Here is an 18,557-nt window from a genome sequence, read left to right on the forward strand (position 1 = left end):
CCGCAGCCCCGGTGGGTAGCCCGCCGCGCGGGCGGCGGCCATCCGGTCCGGCGGGCCGACGACGTTCGGGCCGGGCCACCAGTGCCAGCCGAGCCGGTTGTGCGCCGCGGCGACGCGGCGGCCGAGCTCCATGATCGGCAGGGCGCGGTACGGCGCGGCGCCGTTCACCGGGAACGCCGGGTCGCCCGGCTCGGCGGCCGCGCCGAAGTCCCGGTCGAGCCGCTCGTAGTACGGCGCGAGGTCGTCCCAGCCGATGGGCCAGTCCTCGGCGACCCCGTCGAACGAGCGGACCCGGAAGTCGCTGGGCAGGTACCGCTCCCATTGGGCGCCCCAGAGCACGGTGCCGCCGCCGACGCCGTTCCAGGTGAGCACGTCCAGGTCGGAGTCGCGGTCGTCGATCGGGTGGTCGCCGGGGCCGCGGCGGCGGTTCGGGCTGAAATGCGCAGGGCCGCGGCCGGCCAGCTCCCACCGGCTGTCGGTGGCGGCCACCAGCGGACCGGGCCACCCGCCCTGCTCCAGGCAGACCACGCGCACGCCCGCCGCGGCGAGCCGGTCTGCGACGACCGCGCCGACGGGGCCGGCCCCGACGATGACGACGTCGGCGGAGCGCGGGTCTTCGACCGCTTGCCGGGTGCTCAGGCCGCTCGCCTCCTAGGTACGGTTCGGTCTCCTGAACGCATGTACTGTATCCATACTACATGACTTTGTATCCACTGTACCCCCATAGTGGATGCGCGACACCCCCGGCTCCCCCGAGGAAGGCTGACCCGTTGACCCTGTTCCATGCCGCCCTGCTGCTCGTCGCCGGCCTGGCCGGCGGGATCGTCAACGCCATCGCCGGCGGCGGCTCGCTGATCACCTTCCCGGTGCTGCTCGGCATCGGCCTGCCGCCGGTGTCGGCGAACGTCAGCAACGCGCTGTCCGTCGCGCCCGGCTACGGCGCGAGCGTCGTCGGCAGCCGCGCCGACCTGTCCGGCCAGGGCCGGCGGATCCGCCAGGTCCTGCCCACGGTGGTCGCGGGCGCACTGTGCGGCAGCGCGCTGCTGCTGTCCACGCCGCGCGCGGTGTTCGACGTCGTCGTGCCGTTCCTGGTGCTCGGCGCGACCGCGACGCTGGCGTTCCAGACGAGGCTGCGCGGGCTCGCCGGGCAGCCCCGGGACCACTCCCCGCGCCGGGCCGCCGTGCTGCTGCAGCTGGCCGTCTTCGTCTGCGGCCTGTACGGCGGCTACTTCAACGCCGCGCTCGGCGTGCTGCTCATCGCCGGACTGGCCCTCGTCCTCGACGACTCACTGCGCCGGATCAGCGCGCTGAAGAACGTGCTCTCGGCCACGGTCGGCGGCGTGACCGTGCTGGTCTACGCCGTGTTCGGGCCGGTCAACTGGGCCGCGGTGGCCATGCTCGTGCCGGCGACCGTGGTCGGCGGCTTCGTCGGCGCCCGGCTCGCCCAGCGGCTGCCGCCCCGCGTCCTGCGCGCGGTCATCATCACCGTCGGCGCGGGCGTCGGCGGCGTACTGCTGATCCGGGCGTTCTGACCGCGCGTCGGGGGTCGTCAGGACGCACCCCTCTCGCTAAGGTGGATCCATTTCCGCTAGGTATGGATACAACTAGGGAGAGCGTGTGGCCAGTGCGGAGCAGCGGGTTCGAGAACTCGGCCTCACCATCCCCGACTACTCGGATCCCCCGTACGGGCTGCGTTACGGCCCGCTGAAACCGTTCCACCGCATCGGCGACCTGCTCGAACTCAGCGGGCTCACCCCGGAGAACCGGGCCGGCGAGCGACTGCATCCCGGGGTGATCGGGGTCGATGTCACGATCGGGCAGGGCTACGACGCGGCGCGGCTGACCGCGATCCACGCGCTGGGGATGATCCGCTACGCGATCGGCTCGCTCGACAACGTGGTGAGCCTGTCCCGGGCGCTCTGCTTCATGACCTGCCCGCCCGGGTTCGCGCGGTTGCACGAGGTCTCCAACGGCGCGAGCGACCTCTTCGTCGAGGTGTTCGGCGACGAGATCGGCAGCCTGGGCCGGGCGTCGATCGGCGCGACAGCCCTGTCCCGGAACAACTGCTTCGAACTCTGGCTCAGCCTGGAGTGCGCGCCAGAGCCGGCGGCGTCATGACGCCGCCGCGCGACATCACCCGCACCGTGCCCTTCTGGCTCATCTTTGCCGCCTCGACCCTGAGCGCGATGACCAACTCCGCCAGTACGCCGATCATCCCCGACTACGTGCAACGCGTCATGGGCGGCGACGCGACGCTGTCCGGTCTGGTGATCTCGCTCGGGGCGGTCGCCTCGATGGTCGCGATGCCGGTGGCCGGGATGCTCGGAGACCAGCACGGATACCGGGTGGTGGCGCTGGCCGGCGGTGTGACGGCGACCTTCGGGATGCTCCTGCTGGCGGCCGTGCCGTCCCTGTGGGGAGCCGGACCGGCCCGCCTGCTGTTCGGCATCGGCAACGCCGCCGCGATGACCCTCGTCATGGCCTGGCTGGTGGCGACGGCACCCGCCGCGCACCGCGGCAAGGCGCTGAGCATCTTCGGTCTGAGCGTGTGGATCGGGCTCGCCGTCGGCCCGCAGGTCGGCGTGGCCGTCAACCAGGCGCTCGGATTCAGCGCCGTGTTCCTGCTGTGCGCCGCCCTTGAGCTGGTCACCGCCGTCATCATCGCCTGTCTGCCGCGACCCGCGCGGCCGGCGGCGCCCGTGCCGACGGTCCGGCGCATCCATAGCGCCGCCGCGCTCTGGCACTCCTTCCGCGCGGTCTGGGTGCCCGGCGTCGTCGCCGCCGCGGCCTGGTGCGGTGAGGGGCTCATGCTCAGCTTCCTCATCGTGCACCTGGCGGCTCAGGGCGTGCCGGCGGGCGGCCCCACCGGTGCGGCATCCGTCTTCGCGGTCTTCTCCGTCAGCGTGATCGGTGCGCGCATCGCGCTGGCAAACCTGCCCGACCGGATCGGCCCCGTACGCGCGACCGCGATCTCGCTGGCGGCGCTCGCGGCCGGCCTGGCCGCCCTCGGCCTCGCCCCCAACTTCTGGGTCGCCGCGGCGGCGCAGATCCTGATCGGCATCGGCTTCTCCCCGCTGTACCCGTCGTTGACGATGCTCGCCGCACGCGGCCTGCCCAGCGGCATCCGAGCGCTGGGGCTCGGCATGTTCGCCAGCTTCAACAGCCTCGGGCTTGCCGGCGGCGCGCTCATCGGCGGGCTCGTCATCGCCGCCGCCTCGACGGTCTGGGCCTTCGTTCTCGTCGCCGGACTGCAACTGGCGGCGCTGGCCACCGTCACGATCTTCGCCCGCGACGACGAGCCCGCCGCGCTTGCTGAACAAGGTCGCTGACGCCGCGAGCTACGCGCGCGCGGCCCGACGTGGCACCGCTGGCGGTTCTTGCCGGCGGGGCATCGTTCGGCCCGAGAGGTCAATCAGTGTGCGGTTCTGGACCTGACACCAACGGCAGGCTGACTTGAACGACAAACGTATCGATGGTCATGCCAGCCGTGAACCGGCCGCCGGCTGACTCGGCGCGTTCCCGCATGCCGATCATGCCGTGGCCCGTGCCCGGACCCTGCACGCCCGGCTGGGCCCGATTGGCGAGCGTCATGTCAAGGGTGTCGCCGTCGTACGTGAGGTCCAGGTCCACGACTCCCCCGCCACCGTGCTTGCGAGCGTTGGTCAGTGCCTCCTGCACGATCCGGTAGGCGGCGAGGTCGGCGGTGCCGGTGAGCGGTCGCGGGGTGCCGGCGCGGGTCACGCGGACTTCGAGCCCGGCCTGGCGGAACCCGTCCAGCAACGCGTCGAGTCCGGCGAAGGTGGGAGCGGGTTGCCGGTCGTCCGGCTCGTCGTCGGCACGCAGCAGGCCGACCGTCGCCCGCAGCTCGTCCAGGGCTGCCCGGCTGGTGTCCTTGATGCCGGCGAGGGCCTGGTATGCGCGGTCCGGGTCGGTGCGCAGCAGGTGGTGCGCGACGCCCGCCTGTGCGTTGACCAGCGTGATGTGGTGGGCGACGACGTCGTGCAGGTCGCGGGCGATACGGACGCGCTCCTCGCGAACCTGCCGCCGGGCCTCCGTTTCACGGTCTCGTTCGGCCTCGGCCGCCCGCCGGCGTTCCTGAGCCAGGAGCTTGCGCTGGTTGCGCACCGAGTCGCCGATCGCGACCGCGGCCGCGATGTAGTTCAGCGGCAGCACGTTGTGGATGTCGAAGAAATGCTCCGGAAGCCACCACATGGAACTGCCGGTGAGCAGCAGCACGGCGACGGCACCGTAAGCTGCCGCGGTACGCCTTCCGGCTTGCAGCGCGAGGGTGTACAACGCCACCATGGTCGGCACATCCGCCAGCACAAGGTGCGGCGGAAACGCCGGCAGGGCCACCCCGCACAGCACCGTGACGACCACGACCGCGCGAGGATGGCGCTGCCGCGCCAGCAGCGCCCCAGCCCCAACCAGCACGAGCACGAGCTGGGGAATCGTCGGCTTGAACAATCCAGGGCCGTGGCCGTAGGCGATCTCCGCCATACCGATCAGCACGACCACCAGCGAGAGCCCGACGGCCCGCAACCCGCGCAAGATCAGCTCCGCCCCGGTGTGACAAGACCCGTCTCATAGGCGAACACCACGAGCTGGGCGCGGTCGCGCGCGCCGATCTTCATCATGGCGCGGTTGACGTGTGTCTTGGCGGTCGCGGCGCTGATCGACAGCCGCCGGCCGATCTCGTCGTTCGACAGCCCCGTGCCCGCCAGCGCGACGATCTCCCGCTCCCGGGTGGTGAGCTCGTCCAAGCGGGCGTCGGCAGTGACGGTGGCCTGGTCAGGGACTGCGAGGAACCGGCCGATCAGCGCGGTCGTCGCGGCCGGTGACAGCAACGACTCACCCGCGGCGACGGTGCGGATCGCCTGCAGTAGGTCGGCCGGGTCGACCCCCTTGCCGAGAAAGCCGCTGGCCCCGGCGCGCAGTGCGGCCAGGACGTGCTCGTCGGTCTCGAACGTGGTGAGGATGAGTACCCGGGTGCCACTCAGGCTCTGCGCCCCGGCAATCCGACCGGTGGCGGCAATACCGTCGCTGCCGGGCATCCGGATGTCCATCAGGACCACGTCCGGGCCGGCCTGCAACGCCTTCGCGACGGCCTCGTCGCCGGTCGAGGCCTCGGCGACGACCTCGATGTCCGGGGCGGCGTCCAGCAGCAGCCGGAAGGTGGCCCGTAGCAGCGCCTGGTCGTCGGCGAGGAGGACGCGGATCGTCACGGGCAATGCCTTTCCTGGTCATACGGTCGGTTCCATCATCCGCCGACGGCAGGGTGCCCGGACACTGGCACGCCCGGGCACCCTGCACTGGACTCATCCGACCACGGCCGGCACCCGCTCCGGTGCCGGCTGCGCCTCCGGGGTTCCCTCGACCGCCACACGCGGCGTGATCTTCTGCGCCCAGCCCGGATACCACCAGTTGCGCCGGCCGAGGACAGTCATCAGCGCCGGGATGAGGGTCATCCGCACGACGAAGGCGTCGATCAGCACGGCGACCGCCAGGCCGCCGCCGATGGCAGAGACGATCCGCTCCCCGCCGAACGCGAAGGAGGCGAACACACCGACCATGATCAGCGCAGCCGTGGCGATGACCCGGCCGGTCTCGGTGACGCCGACCCGCACGGCCCGACGGTTGTCGCCCGTGTGTGTCCACTCCTCATGAATCCGGCTGACCAGGAACACCTGGTAGTCCATCGACAGACCGAACACGATCCCGACGATCATCACCGGGACGATGTACATGACCGGCGCACCGGAGCCGACCTGCATCAGCTCACTGCCCCAGCCGAACTGGAACACGGCCGTGATGGCGCCAAGGCCGACGAGGATGCTCGTGATGTTGCTCAACGCCCCCACCAGCGGCACCAGGAAGCTGCGGAACGCCACCGCCAGCAGCAGGAACCCGAGAGTCGCGATGATGCCCAGGTACAGCGGAAGCCTGCCCAGCAGGGCGTCGGACAGGTCCTGACTCGATGCCGCCTTCCCCCCGACGTACGCACGCAGGCCCGTCCCGGCTTCCGCCGACGGGATGACCTCGCCACGCAGACGCTCGATGAGCTCCGCCGTGTCCGCAGCCTGCGCACTGCTCGCGGGGACGATCGTCACCATACCGACCGTGGCGTCCGCCGACGCGCTCACCGGAGTCACCGAGACGACACCCGGCACCGCGGCAAACCGACCAGCCAGCTCCGCGAACGCCCGCTTCGACGGGACGTCGGGGGTGCTCGCCGCGACGACGAGCGGGTTGTCGAAGCCCGCGCCGAACGCGGACGACGTCATCACCGAGTACTGGTGCGACCTCGACCCGGAAGGGTCGCTGCTCGCGTCGGCGTCGCCGACGCGCATCTGCAGGACCGGCGCCGCGAGCACCACAACCACCACCAGCGCAAGCGGAACCACCAGCCACGGCACCCGCTGGACGAGCCGGGCCCACCCGGCGGCAAGGCCCCCCGGCTGGTGGTGCTCGACGACACCCTCGGCCAGCTGCACACGCTGCCGCTTCGACAGCACCTTGACCCCCAGATTGCCCATCAACGCCGGCAGCAGCGTCAAGGCGGCCAGCACCGTGCACGCCACCGTCACCGCAGCGGCCTCGCCCATGCCGGTGAGCACCCCCATGCCGACGACCCGAATCCCGACCAGCGCTACGATGACCGTCAACCCGGCGAAGACGACCGCCCGGCCAGAGGTGTCGACCGCCCGGGCCACCGCATCCCCAACCGACTGACCGGCGAGCAGCCCCTTGCGCGTGCGGTTGACGATGAACAGTGCATAGTCGATGCCGACGGCCAGACCCATCATCGACGCCATCGTGATCGAAGTCGCGTCCAACGTGACGACGTGCGAACCGACCGCCACGAGCAGCAGCGACACGACCACACCAACGATCCCGGTGATGAGTGGCAGCCACGACGCCCACCACGACCGGAACATCAGCATCAGCAGCACCAGCGCCACGATCAGGCCGACAGCCTCACCGCCGTGGCTCGGCTGCGGCTGGTGATCGAACGCGGTACCGCCATAGGTCAGCTCGACCCCGCTGAGCTGCGCGTCGTCCAGGATCTTCGCGACGCCTTCGACATCTGCGTCGGACCGCAGGATCACCTGGGCGTACGCCGTGTTCGCCGACGCCGCCACCTGCCGTGCGCCGGCCTGGCTGTACGGACTCATCACGGAGACCACACCGGGCTGCTTCCCGACGTCGTCCAGCAGACCACCGATCTCCTGCTGCACCTGCGCCGACGTCACCGAACCAGCCGTCGCCCGCCACGCAACCTTGCCCGTGGTCGTCGCCTCACCGGCACCGCCGGACATCCGGTCGAGCAACGCATACGCCTTCGACGACTCGCTGTCGGGCATCTCGGCAGAGGTCTTGAACGCCGTTCCTCCGACGATCACCAAAGCGAGCAGGCCTGCCACCAGCAGCAGCCAGCCGGCGAACACTGTCTTGCGGTGCCTGACGCACCAGCGTGCCAGAGCAGACACGGAGCAGATCCCTTCGTCGCGACGGTGGAGCAGAACGCCTCCACTGTCGCCACCGGGCCCGTCCCCAGTCGTCGGCCAACCACGGTGACCGCACATACCGCGGTCGCCGCAGCCGGGTCCGGCATACCGCCGCTGCAGTACCTGGCGAAGCCGGGCCGCCCGCGGAGCGGGGCGTCCGATCAGCTCGGCGAGCGCGGACCCGGCGTCATCATGTGCCCCGCCGATGTCACCGTCCGGATTCCTGGTCGCTGTACTTCCGGACAAAGTGCGAAAATGGGTTACGTCATGTTACGAGGGCTGCTCGACGCGGGCCGGGTCGATAACGGCCTCCGCCCGTGGCACATGCTTCGCGGGAAGGGGGCAGCCGCCAAATGAGGGCGCGCATGGGCTCGCTGTTGTCCCGCCCGAAGCCGCCACCGCTCCGGCTCGGGTTCCTAGTCGCCGCAACGTTCGTTGCGGTGGAGACCCTCGTCCTGTTTCCCTTCCACAGCCTCGCCGGCAAAGGTGCCAACGGGGTGCTCTACCTGGTCGGCGTGCTGGTGGTTGCGGCCGTGTGGGGCGTCTGGCTGGGCGTGGCGACATCGCTGGTCAGTGCAGTGGTCTTCAACTACTTCCACGTCGCGCCGCTCGGCAGGCTGAACCCCTCCGCCGGCCGAGAGCTGCAGGACGTGGCCGTCTTCATCACGGCCGCTTTCCTGGTCAGCGCCCTGGCCGACGTCGGTCGCAAGCACGCCGTCCAGGAAGCCGAACGCCGCCTGGAGGCCGATCTCTCCGCCGAACTGGCCCGTCTCATGCTCGGTGCCAGCGACCTGCGCTCTGCTCTGGACGCGACGTCCAAGCGGATGGCGGCGGTGCTCGACCTGCCCGCCGCGGCCATCGAGCTCGACGCGGTCGCGGGTGACGAGCGCCGGACCGCGATCCCGTTGCGCGACGGCGCGACGGTTATCGGGACACTGCTGGTCCCAGCCGGCCTGCACCCGCACATGCTGGTTCGCCTTCGCGGGCGGGTCGCCCCCGCGCTGGAGTCGTTGCTGCGTGTTGCCTACGAACGGGAGACGATCACCAACTCGCTGAAGGCGAGCCGGGAAAGGGCCACCACGCTCGCTGCGGAGCAGGCCGCGTTGCGGCGGGTGGCGACGTTGGTGGCCCACGGGGCCGCACCGTCCCAGGTGTTCGACGTGGTGAGCGAGGAACTGGGTCGGGTCCTCGGTTCGTATCCCACGGCCCTGTACCGCTACGAGTCCGACGGCACGGCCACCCAGGTCGCGGGGCGCAACGTGCTGGTCATCGAACATACGCTTCCCGTGGAGGGCGACAGCCTCCTCGTCATGGTGCAGCGCGACGGCCGCGCAGCCCGGATGCACAGCTACGACAACGCCGTGGGTCCCAACGCGGAACTCGCCCGGCGCCAGGGCATCCGATCCGGGGTTGGCGTGCCGATCGTCGTCGAGGACCGCCTGTGGGGCGTCGCCGTCGTGGTGACCACCGAGCCGGAACCCCTACCGGCGAACGCCGAGGCGCGCATGGCCGGCTTCACCGAGCTCGTCGGGACTGCCATCGCCAACGCCGACAGCCATACCCAGCTCACCGCCTCCCGCGCCCGGATCGTCGCCGCCGGCGATGATGCCCGGCGCCGGATCGAACGCGACCTGCACGACGGCACGCAGCAGCGAATCATCGCGCTCAGCCTCAAGCTGCGCTTGATCGAGGCGTCGCTGCCCGCCGGGCTCGACCCCGTGCGGCGCGACCTGTCCCAGACGGTCGACGACGTCACGTGTGTCTTCGAAGAGCTGCGGGAGATTTCCCGGGGCATCCACCCGGCGATCCTGGCCAAGGGCGGGCTCGGCGCGGCGGTGAAGTCGCTCGCCCGGCACAGCGCGGTGCCGGTCGACCTCACGCTGGCCATCGATCGGCCGCTGCCCGAGCCGATCGAGGTGGGCATGTACTACGTCGTTTCCGAGGCGCTTGCGAACGCGGCCAAACACGCCCAGGCGACCCTGGTCCGCGTCGCCGTCGAGGCGGACGCGACGTCCCTGCGGATCTCGATCCGCGACGACGGCGTCGGCGGGGCCAACACCAGCCGGGGCTCCGGTCTGATCGGCCTCAAGGACCGCGTGGAGACGCTCAACGGCCGCATGGACGTCGCCAGCCCGCCTGGGCAGGGCACGGCACTGTTGGTTTGTATCCCGATCGACGGCCCGTGGACGGCGGCGGTCGAGGACCGCAACTGCCAGGGGCAACGGCGATCCGCGGCTCAACGTGACGCTTGACGCATCGACACCGTCGATGTACAGACCGTCTGGGTCAAGCGGCAGTGCGGCGAGTGCTATTCGCGCTCATCGCCGCGGACGCCGACCCGCCCGTCGGCCTCGCCTCGCGATCCGCGCCGGTCGGTGTCCCAGTTCGGCAGGAGCCGCCGCAGTTCCCGGTCGAGCGTGGCCTCGTCGGTGACCCGGGCGCGGAACGGCAGGCGGACGTCGTGATGTCCGTGCGCGGTCTCCGCCCGCAGCGTCAGCCCGTCGGTGTCGACGCCCACCGGCACCAACCGGGCGCCCGTGCCGGCCAGGTCGGGGTCGACCAGCGCGGCGAACCGGTGCACGGCGTCGCGGTGGTGGCGGATCAAGCGGGCCAGGTGCGCCGCTTCGACCGCGGCAAGCGGATCGGGACGCGCCGCCCGGTAGGCCGCGACGGGTACCTCGACTGCGGCCTCGTGCCGCTCGAGGTGGACGCTGCCGGGCTCGACCGTCCAGAGTGCCAGCGGCGGGAGGCCGAGCAGCGCCTGGACCGTGTCGTCGTCGCACGCGTCGAGAAACGCCGGGTCCAACCGGCCGACCTTGCCGGTCACCGTCACCCGCGCCCGCACCCGGGCACGCACCGGCACCGGCACCAGGTGGGTGACCTCGAGCCGGACGGCGCCGTCTGCTCCGCGGGCGGCGACGAGCAGGCCACCGAGCGGGGTCATCGCGTCGACGGCGACGACGATCGTGCCGTCGGGGAGCACGGCGTGCGCGTCGATCAGGTCGGTGGCCGCGCCGGCCACGTTCAGCCGCAACGACGTGCAGGTCGCTAGGGCGGAGCGGACCCCGACCGCGTCGGCTGACGGCCGGTCGCCGGCAACCGCCGACAACGGTTCGGCTGCGGATGCCACGCCAGACCTCCTTGCTCCGCGATCGAGTTCGAGCAAGCCTACCCCATGAAGTAAGGCTTACCTTAGTCGAGCCCGAGTGCGGTGCAAGGAGGACGTTGACCTGCCGTTTCGGCAGGTCGGCTGGTAGATCAGGCGGGCTGGTAGGTCAGGCAGTCGCTGACGGTGGCACCCGGGCCGACCTGGACGGACGGCGCAGTGCAGGCCAGGTTGGTGTTGTGGGCGCAGTCGGTGCGGGCGCACGCGCCGACACTGCCGGTGACCTCCGACATGCCCCCGCGCACCGACGACTCGACGAACGTCGCGCAGGACGCAGCCTTGCCGGCCGCCGCGACGGTCACGGCCGGGGCGTGACAGCCACCGTCGTTGAAGCTGCACGTGACGGCCGCGCATTCGCGCACGGCAGGCATCTGCAATAGGGTCTTCATGACTCCTCCGCTCATTGTTCTCCGCCTGATCGACGATATCGCGACCACGCCCAAGAATAGTCCGGAACTCGCCCGACGGCGCGTTTCCCCGGTGCGCGCAGGATGGTTTGTGGTGGCATCGCACCAGCTCAGATGAGTGAACGAAGTCGCGAAAATTGCTCGTGGATTAGACGTTGATCATCGGAACCAAGGTAAGGCTACGCTTTGTTTCTTGCCCTGCGGAAAGGAAGGCCACCCTTCGTTATCAGGTCGGTTCCCACGCGTCCGCCGCCGAAGCTGAGCGCGCTGTACACCCCTCGGCTCATCCTCCACCACGGCCGGCGGTGACGGCGGCAAGTCGGCTTCACCCGCTCCTCGCCATCACCCGCCGCACGTCACAGGTAGTCGCCGGGCCAGTGGAACGCCCCGGGGACGGCGGTCATCGCGGCGATCAGCTCCGGGGCGGCGTGCAGGGGCCGGAGCATCCCGGTGGTGTCGGTCTCGGTCACCGGGTCGCGCAGCAGCCAGGGCAGCGCCGCGTCGATCGCCGGGTCGGCGGGCAGCCGGGCCGTGCAGCGCCGCACGCCCGCCGCGCGGGCGTCCTCGGCGACGGCGGCGAACAGGGCGCACAGGGCGGCCTCCCGGCCCGGCCGGCACGCGGCCTCCAGGACCCGGACCTCGCCGGCCGTGCGGCGCAGCACAACGTACCCGCCGAGCCGGCCGCGGCGGTGGGCGACGAGCAGCTCGGCCGGCGGTGCGTACCAGACCGGCACCCGCCGGTTCCAGTCGTCGGCGGTCCGGACCGTGGTGAGCGGGCGGTGGGCGTTGAACGCCCGGTGGGCGGCGGCGAGCCCGCGCCACTCGGTGAGCGAGCCGGGACCGATCGTCCAGCCGGAGAACGCCGGAGCCGCCCCGGCGGCACCACCGGCGGCACCACCGGCCATGGCCGGTGCGCCGGAAGGATAGCGCAGCGTGAACGGTTCGAAGCCGCTGCCGCGGTAGACGTCCGGGGTACCGGTGAACAGCAGCGACCAGGCACAGCCGTCCGCCGCCATCGCGGCCAGGGCCAGGTCGAGCAGGCGGCGGGCGTGGCCGCGGCCGCGGGCCGTGGGGAGGGTCGCCACGTTCGCGATCCCGCCGACCAGGTGCGCGCCGCCGTCGGCGGCGCGCAGCCGACGGGGAATGTAGTAGACGGCGGCCAGGACCGTCGCCGCGTCGACCGCGACGAACGTGCGGGGGAAGCGCCCCGGGTCGCCGGCCCACAGCGGGAAGACGTCCGTGCCGGGGAAGGCCGTCGACCACAGGGCGCGCAGCGACGGCTCGTCGGCGGGGATGGCCGGGCGGTGCACGGTCAGCCCATGCGGGCGAGCAGCTGCCGGGTCACCGCGTGGGCGAGCGGCTGCCCCGCCGCGTACCGGGCGATCTCGTCCACCACGATCGCGCCCTGACGGCGCCTCCCCTGCACCGTGCCGGCGGCCTGGTGCGGGGTGAGCAGCACGTTCGGCAGCGCGCGCAGCGGGTGCCCGGCGGGCAGCGGCTCGTCGTCGAAGACGTCCAGGGCCGCGTCGATGCGGCCGGTGGACAGCTCGGCGACCAGCGCCGCCTCGTCGACCAGCCAGGAGCGGGCCGTGTTCACCAGGCCGGCGCCGTCGGGCAGCAGCGCCAGCTCGCGGGCGCCGAGCAGGTGCCGGGTCTCCGGCAGGACCGGCGCGTGCAGCGCGACGATCCGGCTGCCGGCGAGCAGCTCGTCGAGCCCGGCCAGCCGCACACCGAGCGCGGCCGCCTCGGGCGCGGAGAGGGTCGGGTCGGCCAGCGTCACCTCGGCGCCCAGGGCGCGCACCAGCGAGACGTAGGCGCGGCCGGTGCGCGACGCGCCGACGACACCGACCGGGCAGCCGAGGATCTCGTAGCGCGGCGGCGCCTGCTCGGCGGCGTCCCATGCGGCGCCGGCGTGCAGGGCGTGGTCGAAGCGGGGCAGCCGGTGCAGCAGCGCCAGCGAGAAGGCCAGCGCGACCTCCGCGACCGACCGGGCCATGCCCTGCCCCGCCTGGGTGACGGCGATGCCCCGCTCGAACACCCCGTCGGTGACGAACGGCTTGACCGACGCGCCGGTGTGGGCGACCAGCCGCAGCCGCGGGGCCAGGTCGAGCAGGCCGGCGTCGAGCCGCGGGAAGCCCCACGCGATGACGAGGACCTCGGCGCGGGGCAGCCACTGCGCCGCCGCGGCGTGGTCGTCCACCAGGACGCAGTCGGCGACCTCGGCCAGCCGGGCGCCGACCTCGGCCGGGAAGAACTGGGCGCGCAGGGCGGGCGGCACCGACACCACGGTCACCGGCCGGCGCGGCGCGTCACCGGAGCCAGGCATCGCGGTGCTCCTCGACGAAGTCGTCGTCGGTCAGCCACGGGTAGGCGGCCGCGACCCGGGTCAGCTCCCCGGCCTGGCCGGGCGAGAGTCCCTCGTCCGGGTCGAGGCACCACACGCCGGCGAGCAGCCCCTGCCGGCGCAGCACCTCGTGGACGCCGGCGATGCAGCCGCGGAACGCGTTGGCGGCGTCGAACACGGCGGCGTTGGCGTCGGTGACCGCCGCCGCGCGGTCGGTCAGCTCGGCGAGGGCGGCGGCGTCGCCGGCGCGGGCCGCGCGGACCCGGTCGAACATGGCCACCGCGGCGCGGGTCCAGACGGCCCACTGGCCGAGCAGGCCGCCGGCGAAGCGCCGCCCGGCGAACCGGCCGAGCAGGTCGCCGAGGATGTGGTCGTCGTTGCCGGTGTAGAGGGCGACCTCGGCACCGCGGTCGGCCGCGGCGATGCCGCGGACCGCTTCCAGGGTGCGGTACCGGTCGAACGGCGCGAGCTTCACGGCCACCACCGCCGGCAGGTCGGCGAAGGCCCGCCAGAACGCCGTGGACAGGCGCGGGCCGCCGATCGCGGGCTGGAGGTAGAAGCCGACCACCGGCAGTACCGTGCCGACCGCCCGGGCCCGGTCCAGCAGGGCGGCCTCGTCGGCGCCCGGCACGACCGGCGACAGCAGCACGGCGTCGTAGCCCAGCCCGGCGGCCAGCTCGGCCTCGGCGACCGCCTGCGCGGTGTCGCCGCACGCCCCGGCGATCTTCACCACCGGCCGGCCGGCCTCGGCGTCGACGACCTCGGCGGCCAGGGCCAGCACCGGTGCGAGCAGCCCGGCCGGCCGGATCTCGAACTGGGTGGTGTGCACGCCGACGGCGACGCCGCCCGCGCCCGCGGCCAGGTAGTAGCGGGTGAGCGCGCGCTGCCGCCGCTCGTCGAGGGTCCGGTCGGCGGTGAGGGCGAGGGGGTGCGCCGGGATGACGGTGCCCGACCGGAGCAGATCAAGGCCCTCCTGGGACACGGTCAGAACCTCCCGTCGCGGACGGCGAACTTGGTCGGCTTGCCCGAGGTGGGCAGGCCGGCGGCGAGCCAGTCCGCCTGCCAGTCGACGAGGGTGCCGAGCGGCACGTCCGGGTAGCCGAACAATGCGTGGCAGCGGGTGGCGTCGTTGAGCAGCGCGGCGGGGGCCTCGGCACCGGTGATGGTCACCGGCCGGTCCAGCCGTTCGCCGAACCGGGCGGCGAGGCGGCGCACCGGGGCGGTCTCCGGGCCGGTCAGGTTGAGGGTGAACACGCCGGTGCTGGCGTGGCGCAGGGAGCGCAGGGCGACCTCGTTGGCGTAACCCTGCCAGACCACGTTGACATGGCCGGTGGTGACGTCGATCGGCGTGCCGGCGAGGACGGCCTGGCCGATGTCGGCGAGCACCCCGTAGCGAAGGTCGACCGCGTAGTTGAGCCGGAGGACCGTCACCGGGGTGCCCCTCGTGGCGGCCGCGTGGGCGAACACCTGCTCCCGGCCGAGGCAGCTCATCGCGTAGTCGCCGACCGGGCCGGTCGGGTCGGGCTCGGCGCAGCCGCCGGAGGCGACCGGCACGAGCGGGTAGACGTTGCCGGTGGAGAACGCGGCGATCCGGGCGCCGGCGTAGCGACGGGCGACGGCGGCGGGCAGCACCGCGTTGACGACCCAGGCCAGGTAGGGAGCGGCCGAGGTGCCGAACTTCGCGCCGACCATGAACACCACGTCGGTCGCGTCGGGCAGCTCCCGCAGGTCGCGGTCGCCGAGCAGATCGAACGGCACCGGTTCGACGCCATCGGCGGCCAGCGCCGCGGCGGCCTTCTCGTCGGACCAGCGCGACACGGCGTACACCCGGTCGCCGGTGCGCCCAGCGGCGTCGAGGCCGCGGCGGGCCAGCCGGCACAGCGACGGGCCCATCTTGCCGCCCGCGCCGAGGACGACGAGGTCGCCGGCGCCCCCGGCGAGGTCGGCGACGAGCGCCGGCGACGGCCGGGCGAGCCGGTCCTCCAGTTCGGATTCGCTGCTGAACACGGGTCTCATCCTTTGATTCCGGACATCGTGACGCCCTCGGTGAAGTACCGCTGGCCGACGAGGTAGGCGGCGAAGATGGGCACGAACGCGATCACCGAGCCGGCGAGCATGACGTTGAGCGGCACCTGCTCCTGCTGGAGCGAGGCGATGCCGACGGTGAGCGTGCGCATGTCCCCGCTCTGCCCGATGATCAGCGGCCAGAGCAGGTCGTTCCAGTGCCACAGGAAGACGAACACGCCCAGTGTGGCGAGGATCGGCTTGCACAGCGGCAGCACGATCCGGGTGAACATCCGCCACTCCGACGCGCCGTCGATGCGGGCCGCCTCGAACAGCTCGTCGGGCAGGCCCTGGATGAACTGGCGCATCAGGAACACGGCCTGGGCGTTGGCGAGGGTGGGCAGGATCAGGCCCCAGTACGTGTCGACGCCGCCGGCCTTCGCGATGAGGATGAACGTCGGGATGAGCGTCACGTGGTACGGCACCATCACCATCGCCAGGAAGGACCAGAACATCGTCTCCCGGCCGGGGAAGCGCTTCTTCGCGAACGCGTAGCCGGCCATCGCGGCGAGCAGCAGCACCAGCACGACGCTGACGACCGAGTAGATCGCGGTGTTCAGCAACCAGCGCAGGATGCTCTGGGCCTCCAGGACCTTGCCGTAGGCGCCGGTGTCGATCGGCCACGGCAGCAGGCTGCCCGGGAACTCGACGGCCGCCGCCGGTTTGAGGCTCAGGACCACCATCGCGTAGAAGGGGAACAGCGTGACGACGCTCGCCACGGCCAGCAGGACGGTGCGCAGCACCCTGCCGGCCGGGCCGGGTTGCAGGGCGCGGTAGGCGCGGGGCCGGCGGGTCTGCCGGCCGGGCTGCCGGCGGGGCTGTCGGCGGGTCCCAGTCGTGACGGTCACTTGTCCCTCCCGAGGGCCAGCCGCTGGATCAGCGCGACGAAGAGCGTGAGCACGAACAGCGCGACGCCGATGGCGCTCGCGTAGCCGAGGTCGAAGTACTTGAAGCCCTGGTCGTACAGGGCCATGACGAGCGTGTAGCTGGCCCGGGCCGGGCCGCCACCGGTCATCGCGTAGACGAGGTCGAAGACCTGGAACGAGGCCGTCGTCTCGATCACCAGCAGGAAGAACAGCACCGGCCGCAGCTGCGGCAGGACGATCCAGCGGAACCGCTGCCACGGCCCGGCCCCGTCGGTGAGCGCCGCCTCCTCCTGCTCGCGCGGCAGGTCCTGCAGGCGGGCCAGGACGATGAGCATGCCGTAGCCGAAGTGCGACCAGACGCCGACGAGGGCGAGCGCCGGCAGGACCAGCGTGGTGGAGGCGAGCCACGAGTCGTCGGGCAGCCCGAACCAGCCGAGGATCCGCGACCAGGGGCCGTCGCTGGAGAAGACCCACGCGAAGATCGTGGCCACGAGCACGAGGCTGGTGACGACCGGCAGGAAGAACACCGAGCGGAAGAAGCCGACGCCGCGGAAGCCGCGCCGGACCAGCAGCGCCAGCCCGACCGAGACGGCGACGGTCAGCGGCACGTACAGCAGGGTGTAGACGACCGTGACCCGCAGCGCCTGCCAGAAGACCGGGTCCTCGGCGAGGCGGCGGGCGTTGTCCAGCCCGGTCCACTCGGCGTCGGCGCCGATGGTGTAGTCCATGAACCCGAGCACCAGCCCCGCGATCGCCGGGCCGAACCGGAACACGAGGAACAGCAGGAACGCGGGAAGGACGAAGAGCAGGCCCCACCGGGCCTCGCGCCGGGCCATCACCCGCCGGGTCCGCCGCGCCGGCACCTGTGCTGTTTCGGCCATCCGCCGTCCTTTCGGTGAACAAGGGAGCCGGCCCGCCGCGAGGGTGCCGCGGCGGGCCGGACCGGAGGGTCAGAGCAGCGCGTTGGCGGCCTTGGCCGCGTCGGCGAGCGCCTGCTCGGGGGTCTTCTTGCCGATCAGCGCCGCCTGGATCTCGGGCGCGAGCACGCCCATCACCTCGCGGCTCTTCTCGTTCAGCGCGCCGACCGTGGTGCTGGCGAGGGTCTTCTCCATCGCGCTGTTGATCGGGTCCGACGCGTAGAGCGTGCCGGCCGACTTCTTCGCCGGGAAGTAGCCGCTCTTCGTCTCGTAGGCCGAGGTGACCGACGGCTGGCTGGCGAACGTGATCCACTCGCCGGCGGCCTTCTTCGCCGAGCTGCCCTTGAGCATGGCGAGGCTGCCGACGGTGCCGTAGCCGACGCTCTTGGCGTCCTTCAACGGCGGGAAGATCTTGATGTTGTCCGCGCCCCAGAACGTCTTGACGTCCGCCGGCACGTGCTGCCAGGTGCAGGCGACCTTGTTCTTGGCGACGTTGGTCTGCTCGAAGGCCGGTATGCTGGTGAGCAGGTCCTTCTGCACGTAGCCGCCGTCGGCGAGCTGCTTGAGGAAGGTCAGGGCCTTGACGCCCTCGGGGCCGTCGAACGCGACCTTCTTGCCGTCCTTGCTGAACACGTCGCCGCCGGCCTGCCACAGCAGCGGGTAGAACGACTGGTTCAGGGTGGCGGCCGGGTCGGCGTAGTAGTTGGTGACGTCGAAGCCCTTGGCCTTGAACTGCGGGGCCAGGGCGAGCAGGTCGTCCCAGGTCTCCGGGTAGTCGGTGATGCCGGCCTCGGCGAACACCTTGGCGTTGCACATCAGCGGGTTGCTGCTGGTCAGGATCGGCGCGCCGAGCATCTTGCCGTCGAGGGTGACGGCGGCCTTGACGTTGTCGAGGTAGTCGGCCTTGGCGTCGGCCGGCAGGTAGTCGTCCAGCGGCTCGATCATCTTGTTGAACTTGCCGAGCTGGTCGGGGATCAGGTAGACGACGTCGGGGCCCTTGCCGCCGGCGATCGCGGTGGTCAGGGACTCCTCCCGCTTCGCCCACGGGAAGATCTCGACCTTCACGTCGATGTTCGGGTGGCTGGTCTTGAACGCGGTGACCTGCTCGTTCCAGAAGGCGGTGTGGGTCGCCTGGTCGGGGATGACCGGGTAGATCCACATCGTGACCGACGCCTTCTCGTCGGACCCGCCACCGCTGTCGCCGGACCCGCCGCCGCACGCGGCGAGCAGCCCGGCCACCAGCGCGGCGACCGCGACCGGCGCGAACCTGCGAACTCGCATCAAT

The 18,557-nt window shown here is 72.0% G+C and carries 17 protein-coding genes; 4 read left to right on the top strand and 13 right to left on the bottom strand.

The window, feature by feature from the left end:
• Positions 1-639, bottom strand: a 639-nt coding sequence (locus ABZS66_RS15775) for an FAD-dependent monooxygenase (RefSeq protein WP_354758200.1), incomplete at its 3' end; no start/stop codon positions are given.
• Positions 640-770: 131 nt separating this feature from the next.
• On the opposite strand from ABZS66_RS15775, the gene ABZS66_RS15780 reads away from it, so the two are divergent.
• The 3 genes from ABZS66_RS15780 (at position 771) to ABZS66_RS15790 (ending at position 3,329) form a co-directional block, all read left to right on the top strand.
• Entirely contained in the window at positions 771-1,532 is a 762-nt protein-coding gene (locus tag ABZS66_RS15780) for a sulfite exporter TauE/SafE family protein (protein WP_354758052.1), read from the top strand.
• A gap of 85 nt (positions 1,533-1,617) precedes the next feature.
• On the top strand, positions 1,618-2,118 hold the full coding sequence (locus tag ABZS66_RS15785; RefSeq protein WP_354758054.1) for a RidA family protein: 501 nt from the start codon (positions 1,618-1,620) through the stop codon (positions 2,116-2,118).
• Positions 2,115-3,329, top strand: a complete 1,215-nt coding sequence (locus tag ABZS66_RS15790) for an MFS transporter (protein WP_354758056.1) — start codon at positions 2,115-2,117, stop codon at positions 3,327-3,329. The genes ABZS66_RS15785 and ABZS66_RS15790 overlap by 4 nt, the downstream gene beginning before the upstream one ends.
• 79 nt (positions 3,330-3,408) lie before the next feature.
• Here ABZS66_RS15790 and ABZS66_RS15795 read toward each other — a convergent pair whose 3' ends face one another.
• From ABZS66_RS15795 to ABZS66_RS15805, 3 genes are all read right to left on the bottom strand, one after another.
• Positions 3,409-4,518: a histidine kinase gene (locus tag ABZS66_RS15795; protein ID WP_354758058.1), complete on the bottom strand. Its 1,110-nt coding sequence runs from the start codon at positions 4,516-4,518 to the stop codon at positions 3,409-3,411.
• Positions 4,519-4,553: 35 nt separating this feature from the next.
• Positions 4,554-5,225, bottom strand: coding sequence for a response regulator transcription factor (locus tag ABZS66_RS15800; RefSeq protein WP_354758060.1), 672 nt, complete (start codon positions 5,223-5,225; stop codon positions 4,554-4,556).
• A gap of 93 nt (positions 5,226-5,318) precedes the next feature.
• Positions 5,319-7,490: an MMPL family transporter gene (locus ABZS66_RS15805; RefSeq protein WP_354758062.1), complete on the bottom strand. Its 2,172-nt coding sequence runs from the start codon at positions 7,488-7,490 to the stop codon at positions 5,319-5,321.
• A gap of 383 nt (positions 7,491-7,873) precedes the next feature.
• Between ABZS66_RS15805 and ABZS66_RS15810 the strand changes: the two genes are divergently transcribed.
• Positions 7,874-9,760, top strand: coding sequence for a DUF4118 domain-containing protein (locus ABZS66_RS15810; protein ID WP_354758063.1), 1,887 nt, complete (start codon positions 7,874-7,876; stop codon positions 9,758-9,760).
• Between the two features lie 56 nt (positions 9,761-9,816).
• Here the strand turns inward: ABZS66_RS15810 and ABZS66_RS15815 are convergent, their stop codons facing one another.
• The 9 genes from ABZS66_RS15815 to ABZS66_RS15855 all read right to left on the bottom strand — a co-directional run bounded on the left by ABZS66_RS15815 (position 9,817) and on the right by ABZS66_RS15855 (position 18,553).
• Positions 9,817-10,638 carry a DUF2470 domain-containing protein gene (locus ABZS66_RS15815; RefSeq protein WP_354758065.1) on the bottom strand — a complete coding sequence of 274 codons (822 nt, stop codon included), beginning with the start codon at positions 10,636-10,638 and terminating at the stop codon, positions 9,817-9,819.
• A gap of 128 nt (positions 10,639-10,766) precedes the next feature.
• The gene (locus tag ABZS66_RS15820) at positions 10,767-11,063 is read right to left on the bottom strand and encodes a DUF1540 domain-containing protein (RefSeq protein ID WP_238009289.1); all 297 of its coding nucleotides are present in this window, start codon (positions 11,061-11,063) and stop codon (positions 10,767-10,769) included.
• Positions 11,064-11,437: 374 nt separating this feature from the next.
• Positions 11,438-12,391, bottom strand: coding sequence for a GNAT family N-acetyltransferase (locus ABZS66_RS15825; protein ID WP_354758067.1), 954 nt, complete (start codon positions 12,389-12,391; stop codon positions 11,438-11,440).
• 2 nt (positions 12,392-12,393) lie between these two features.
• Positions 12,394-13,407 carry a hydroxyacid dehydrogenase gene (locus ABZS66_RS15830; protein ID WP_354758069.1) on the bottom strand — a complete coding sequence of 338 codons (1,014 nt, stop codon included), beginning with the start codon at positions 13,405-13,407 and terminating at the stop codon, positions 12,394-12,396.
• Positions 13,391-14,407: a dihydrodipicolinate synthase family protein gene (locus ABZS66_RS15835; protein ID WP_354758071.1), complete on the bottom strand. Its 1,017-nt coding sequence runs from the start codon at positions 14,405-14,407 to the stop codon at positions 13,391-13,393. Before ABZS66_RS15835 ends, ABZS66_RS15830 begins: the two co-directional genes overlap by 17 nt.
• Positions 14,408-14,409: 2 nt before the next feature.
• Positions 14,410-15,432, bottom strand: a complete 1,023-nt coding sequence (locus ABZS66_RS15840) for an NAD-dependent epimerase/dehydratase family protein (protein WP_354758073.1) — start codon at positions 15,430-15,432, stop codon at positions 14,410-14,412.
• 5 nt (positions 15,433-15,437) lie between these two features.
• Entirely contained in the window at positions 15,438-16,337 is a 900-nt protein-coding gene (locus tag ABZS66_RS15845; protein ID WP_354758075.1) for a carbohydrate ABC transporter permease, read from the bottom strand.
• Positions 16,334-17,236: a sugar ABC transporter permease gene (locus tag ABZS66_RS15850; protein ID WP_354758077.1), complete on the bottom strand. Its 903-nt coding sequence runs from the start codon at positions 17,234-17,236 to the stop codon at positions 16,334-16,336. Before ABZS66_RS15850 ends, ABZS66_RS15845 begins: the two co-directional genes overlap by 4 nt.
• Positions 17,237-17,305: 69 nt before the next feature.
• Positions 17,306-18,553, bottom strand: a complete 1,248-nt coding sequence (locus ABZS66_RS15855; protein ID WP_354758079.1) for a sugar ABC transporter substrate-binding protein — start codon at positions 18,551-18,553, stop codon at positions 17,306-17,308.
• Between the last annotated feature and the right edge of the window lie 4 nt (positions 18,554-18,557).

The organism is Dactylosporangium sp. NPDC005572 (assembly GCF_040605515.1).
Classification (GTDB): Bacteria; Actinomycetota; Actinomycetes; order Mycobacteriales; family Micromonosporaceae; genus Dactylosporangium.

Excerpts from the sequence above, each read along its gene's own strand:
- ABZS66_RS15790 (WP_354758056.1), top strand. The coding sequence starts at position 2,115 with ATGACGCCGCCGCGCGACATCACCCGCACCGTGCCCTTCTGGCTCATC.
- ABZS66_RS15810 (WP_354758063.1), top strand. The coding sequence starts at position 7,874 with ATGGGCTCGCTGTTGTCCCGCCCGAAGCCGCCACCGCTCCGGCTCGGG.
- ABZS66_RS15820 (WP_238009289.1), bottom strand. The coding sequence starts at position 11,063 with ATGAAGACCCTATTGCAGATGCCTGCCGTGCGCGAATGCGCGGCCGTC.
- ABZS66_RS15830 (WP_354758069.1), bottom strand. The coding sequence starts at position 13,407 with ATGCCTGGCTCCGGTGACGCGCCGCGCCGGCCGGTGACCGTGGTGTCG.
- ABZS66_RS15850 (WP_354758077.1), bottom strand. The coding sequence starts at position 17,236 with ATGGCCGAAACAGCACAGGTGCCGGCGCGGCGGACCCGGCGGGTGATG.
- ABZS66_RS15855 (WP_354758079.1), bottom strand. The coding sequence starts at position 18,553 with ATGCGAGTTCGCAGGTTCGCGCCGGTCGCGGTCGCCGCGCTGGTGGCC.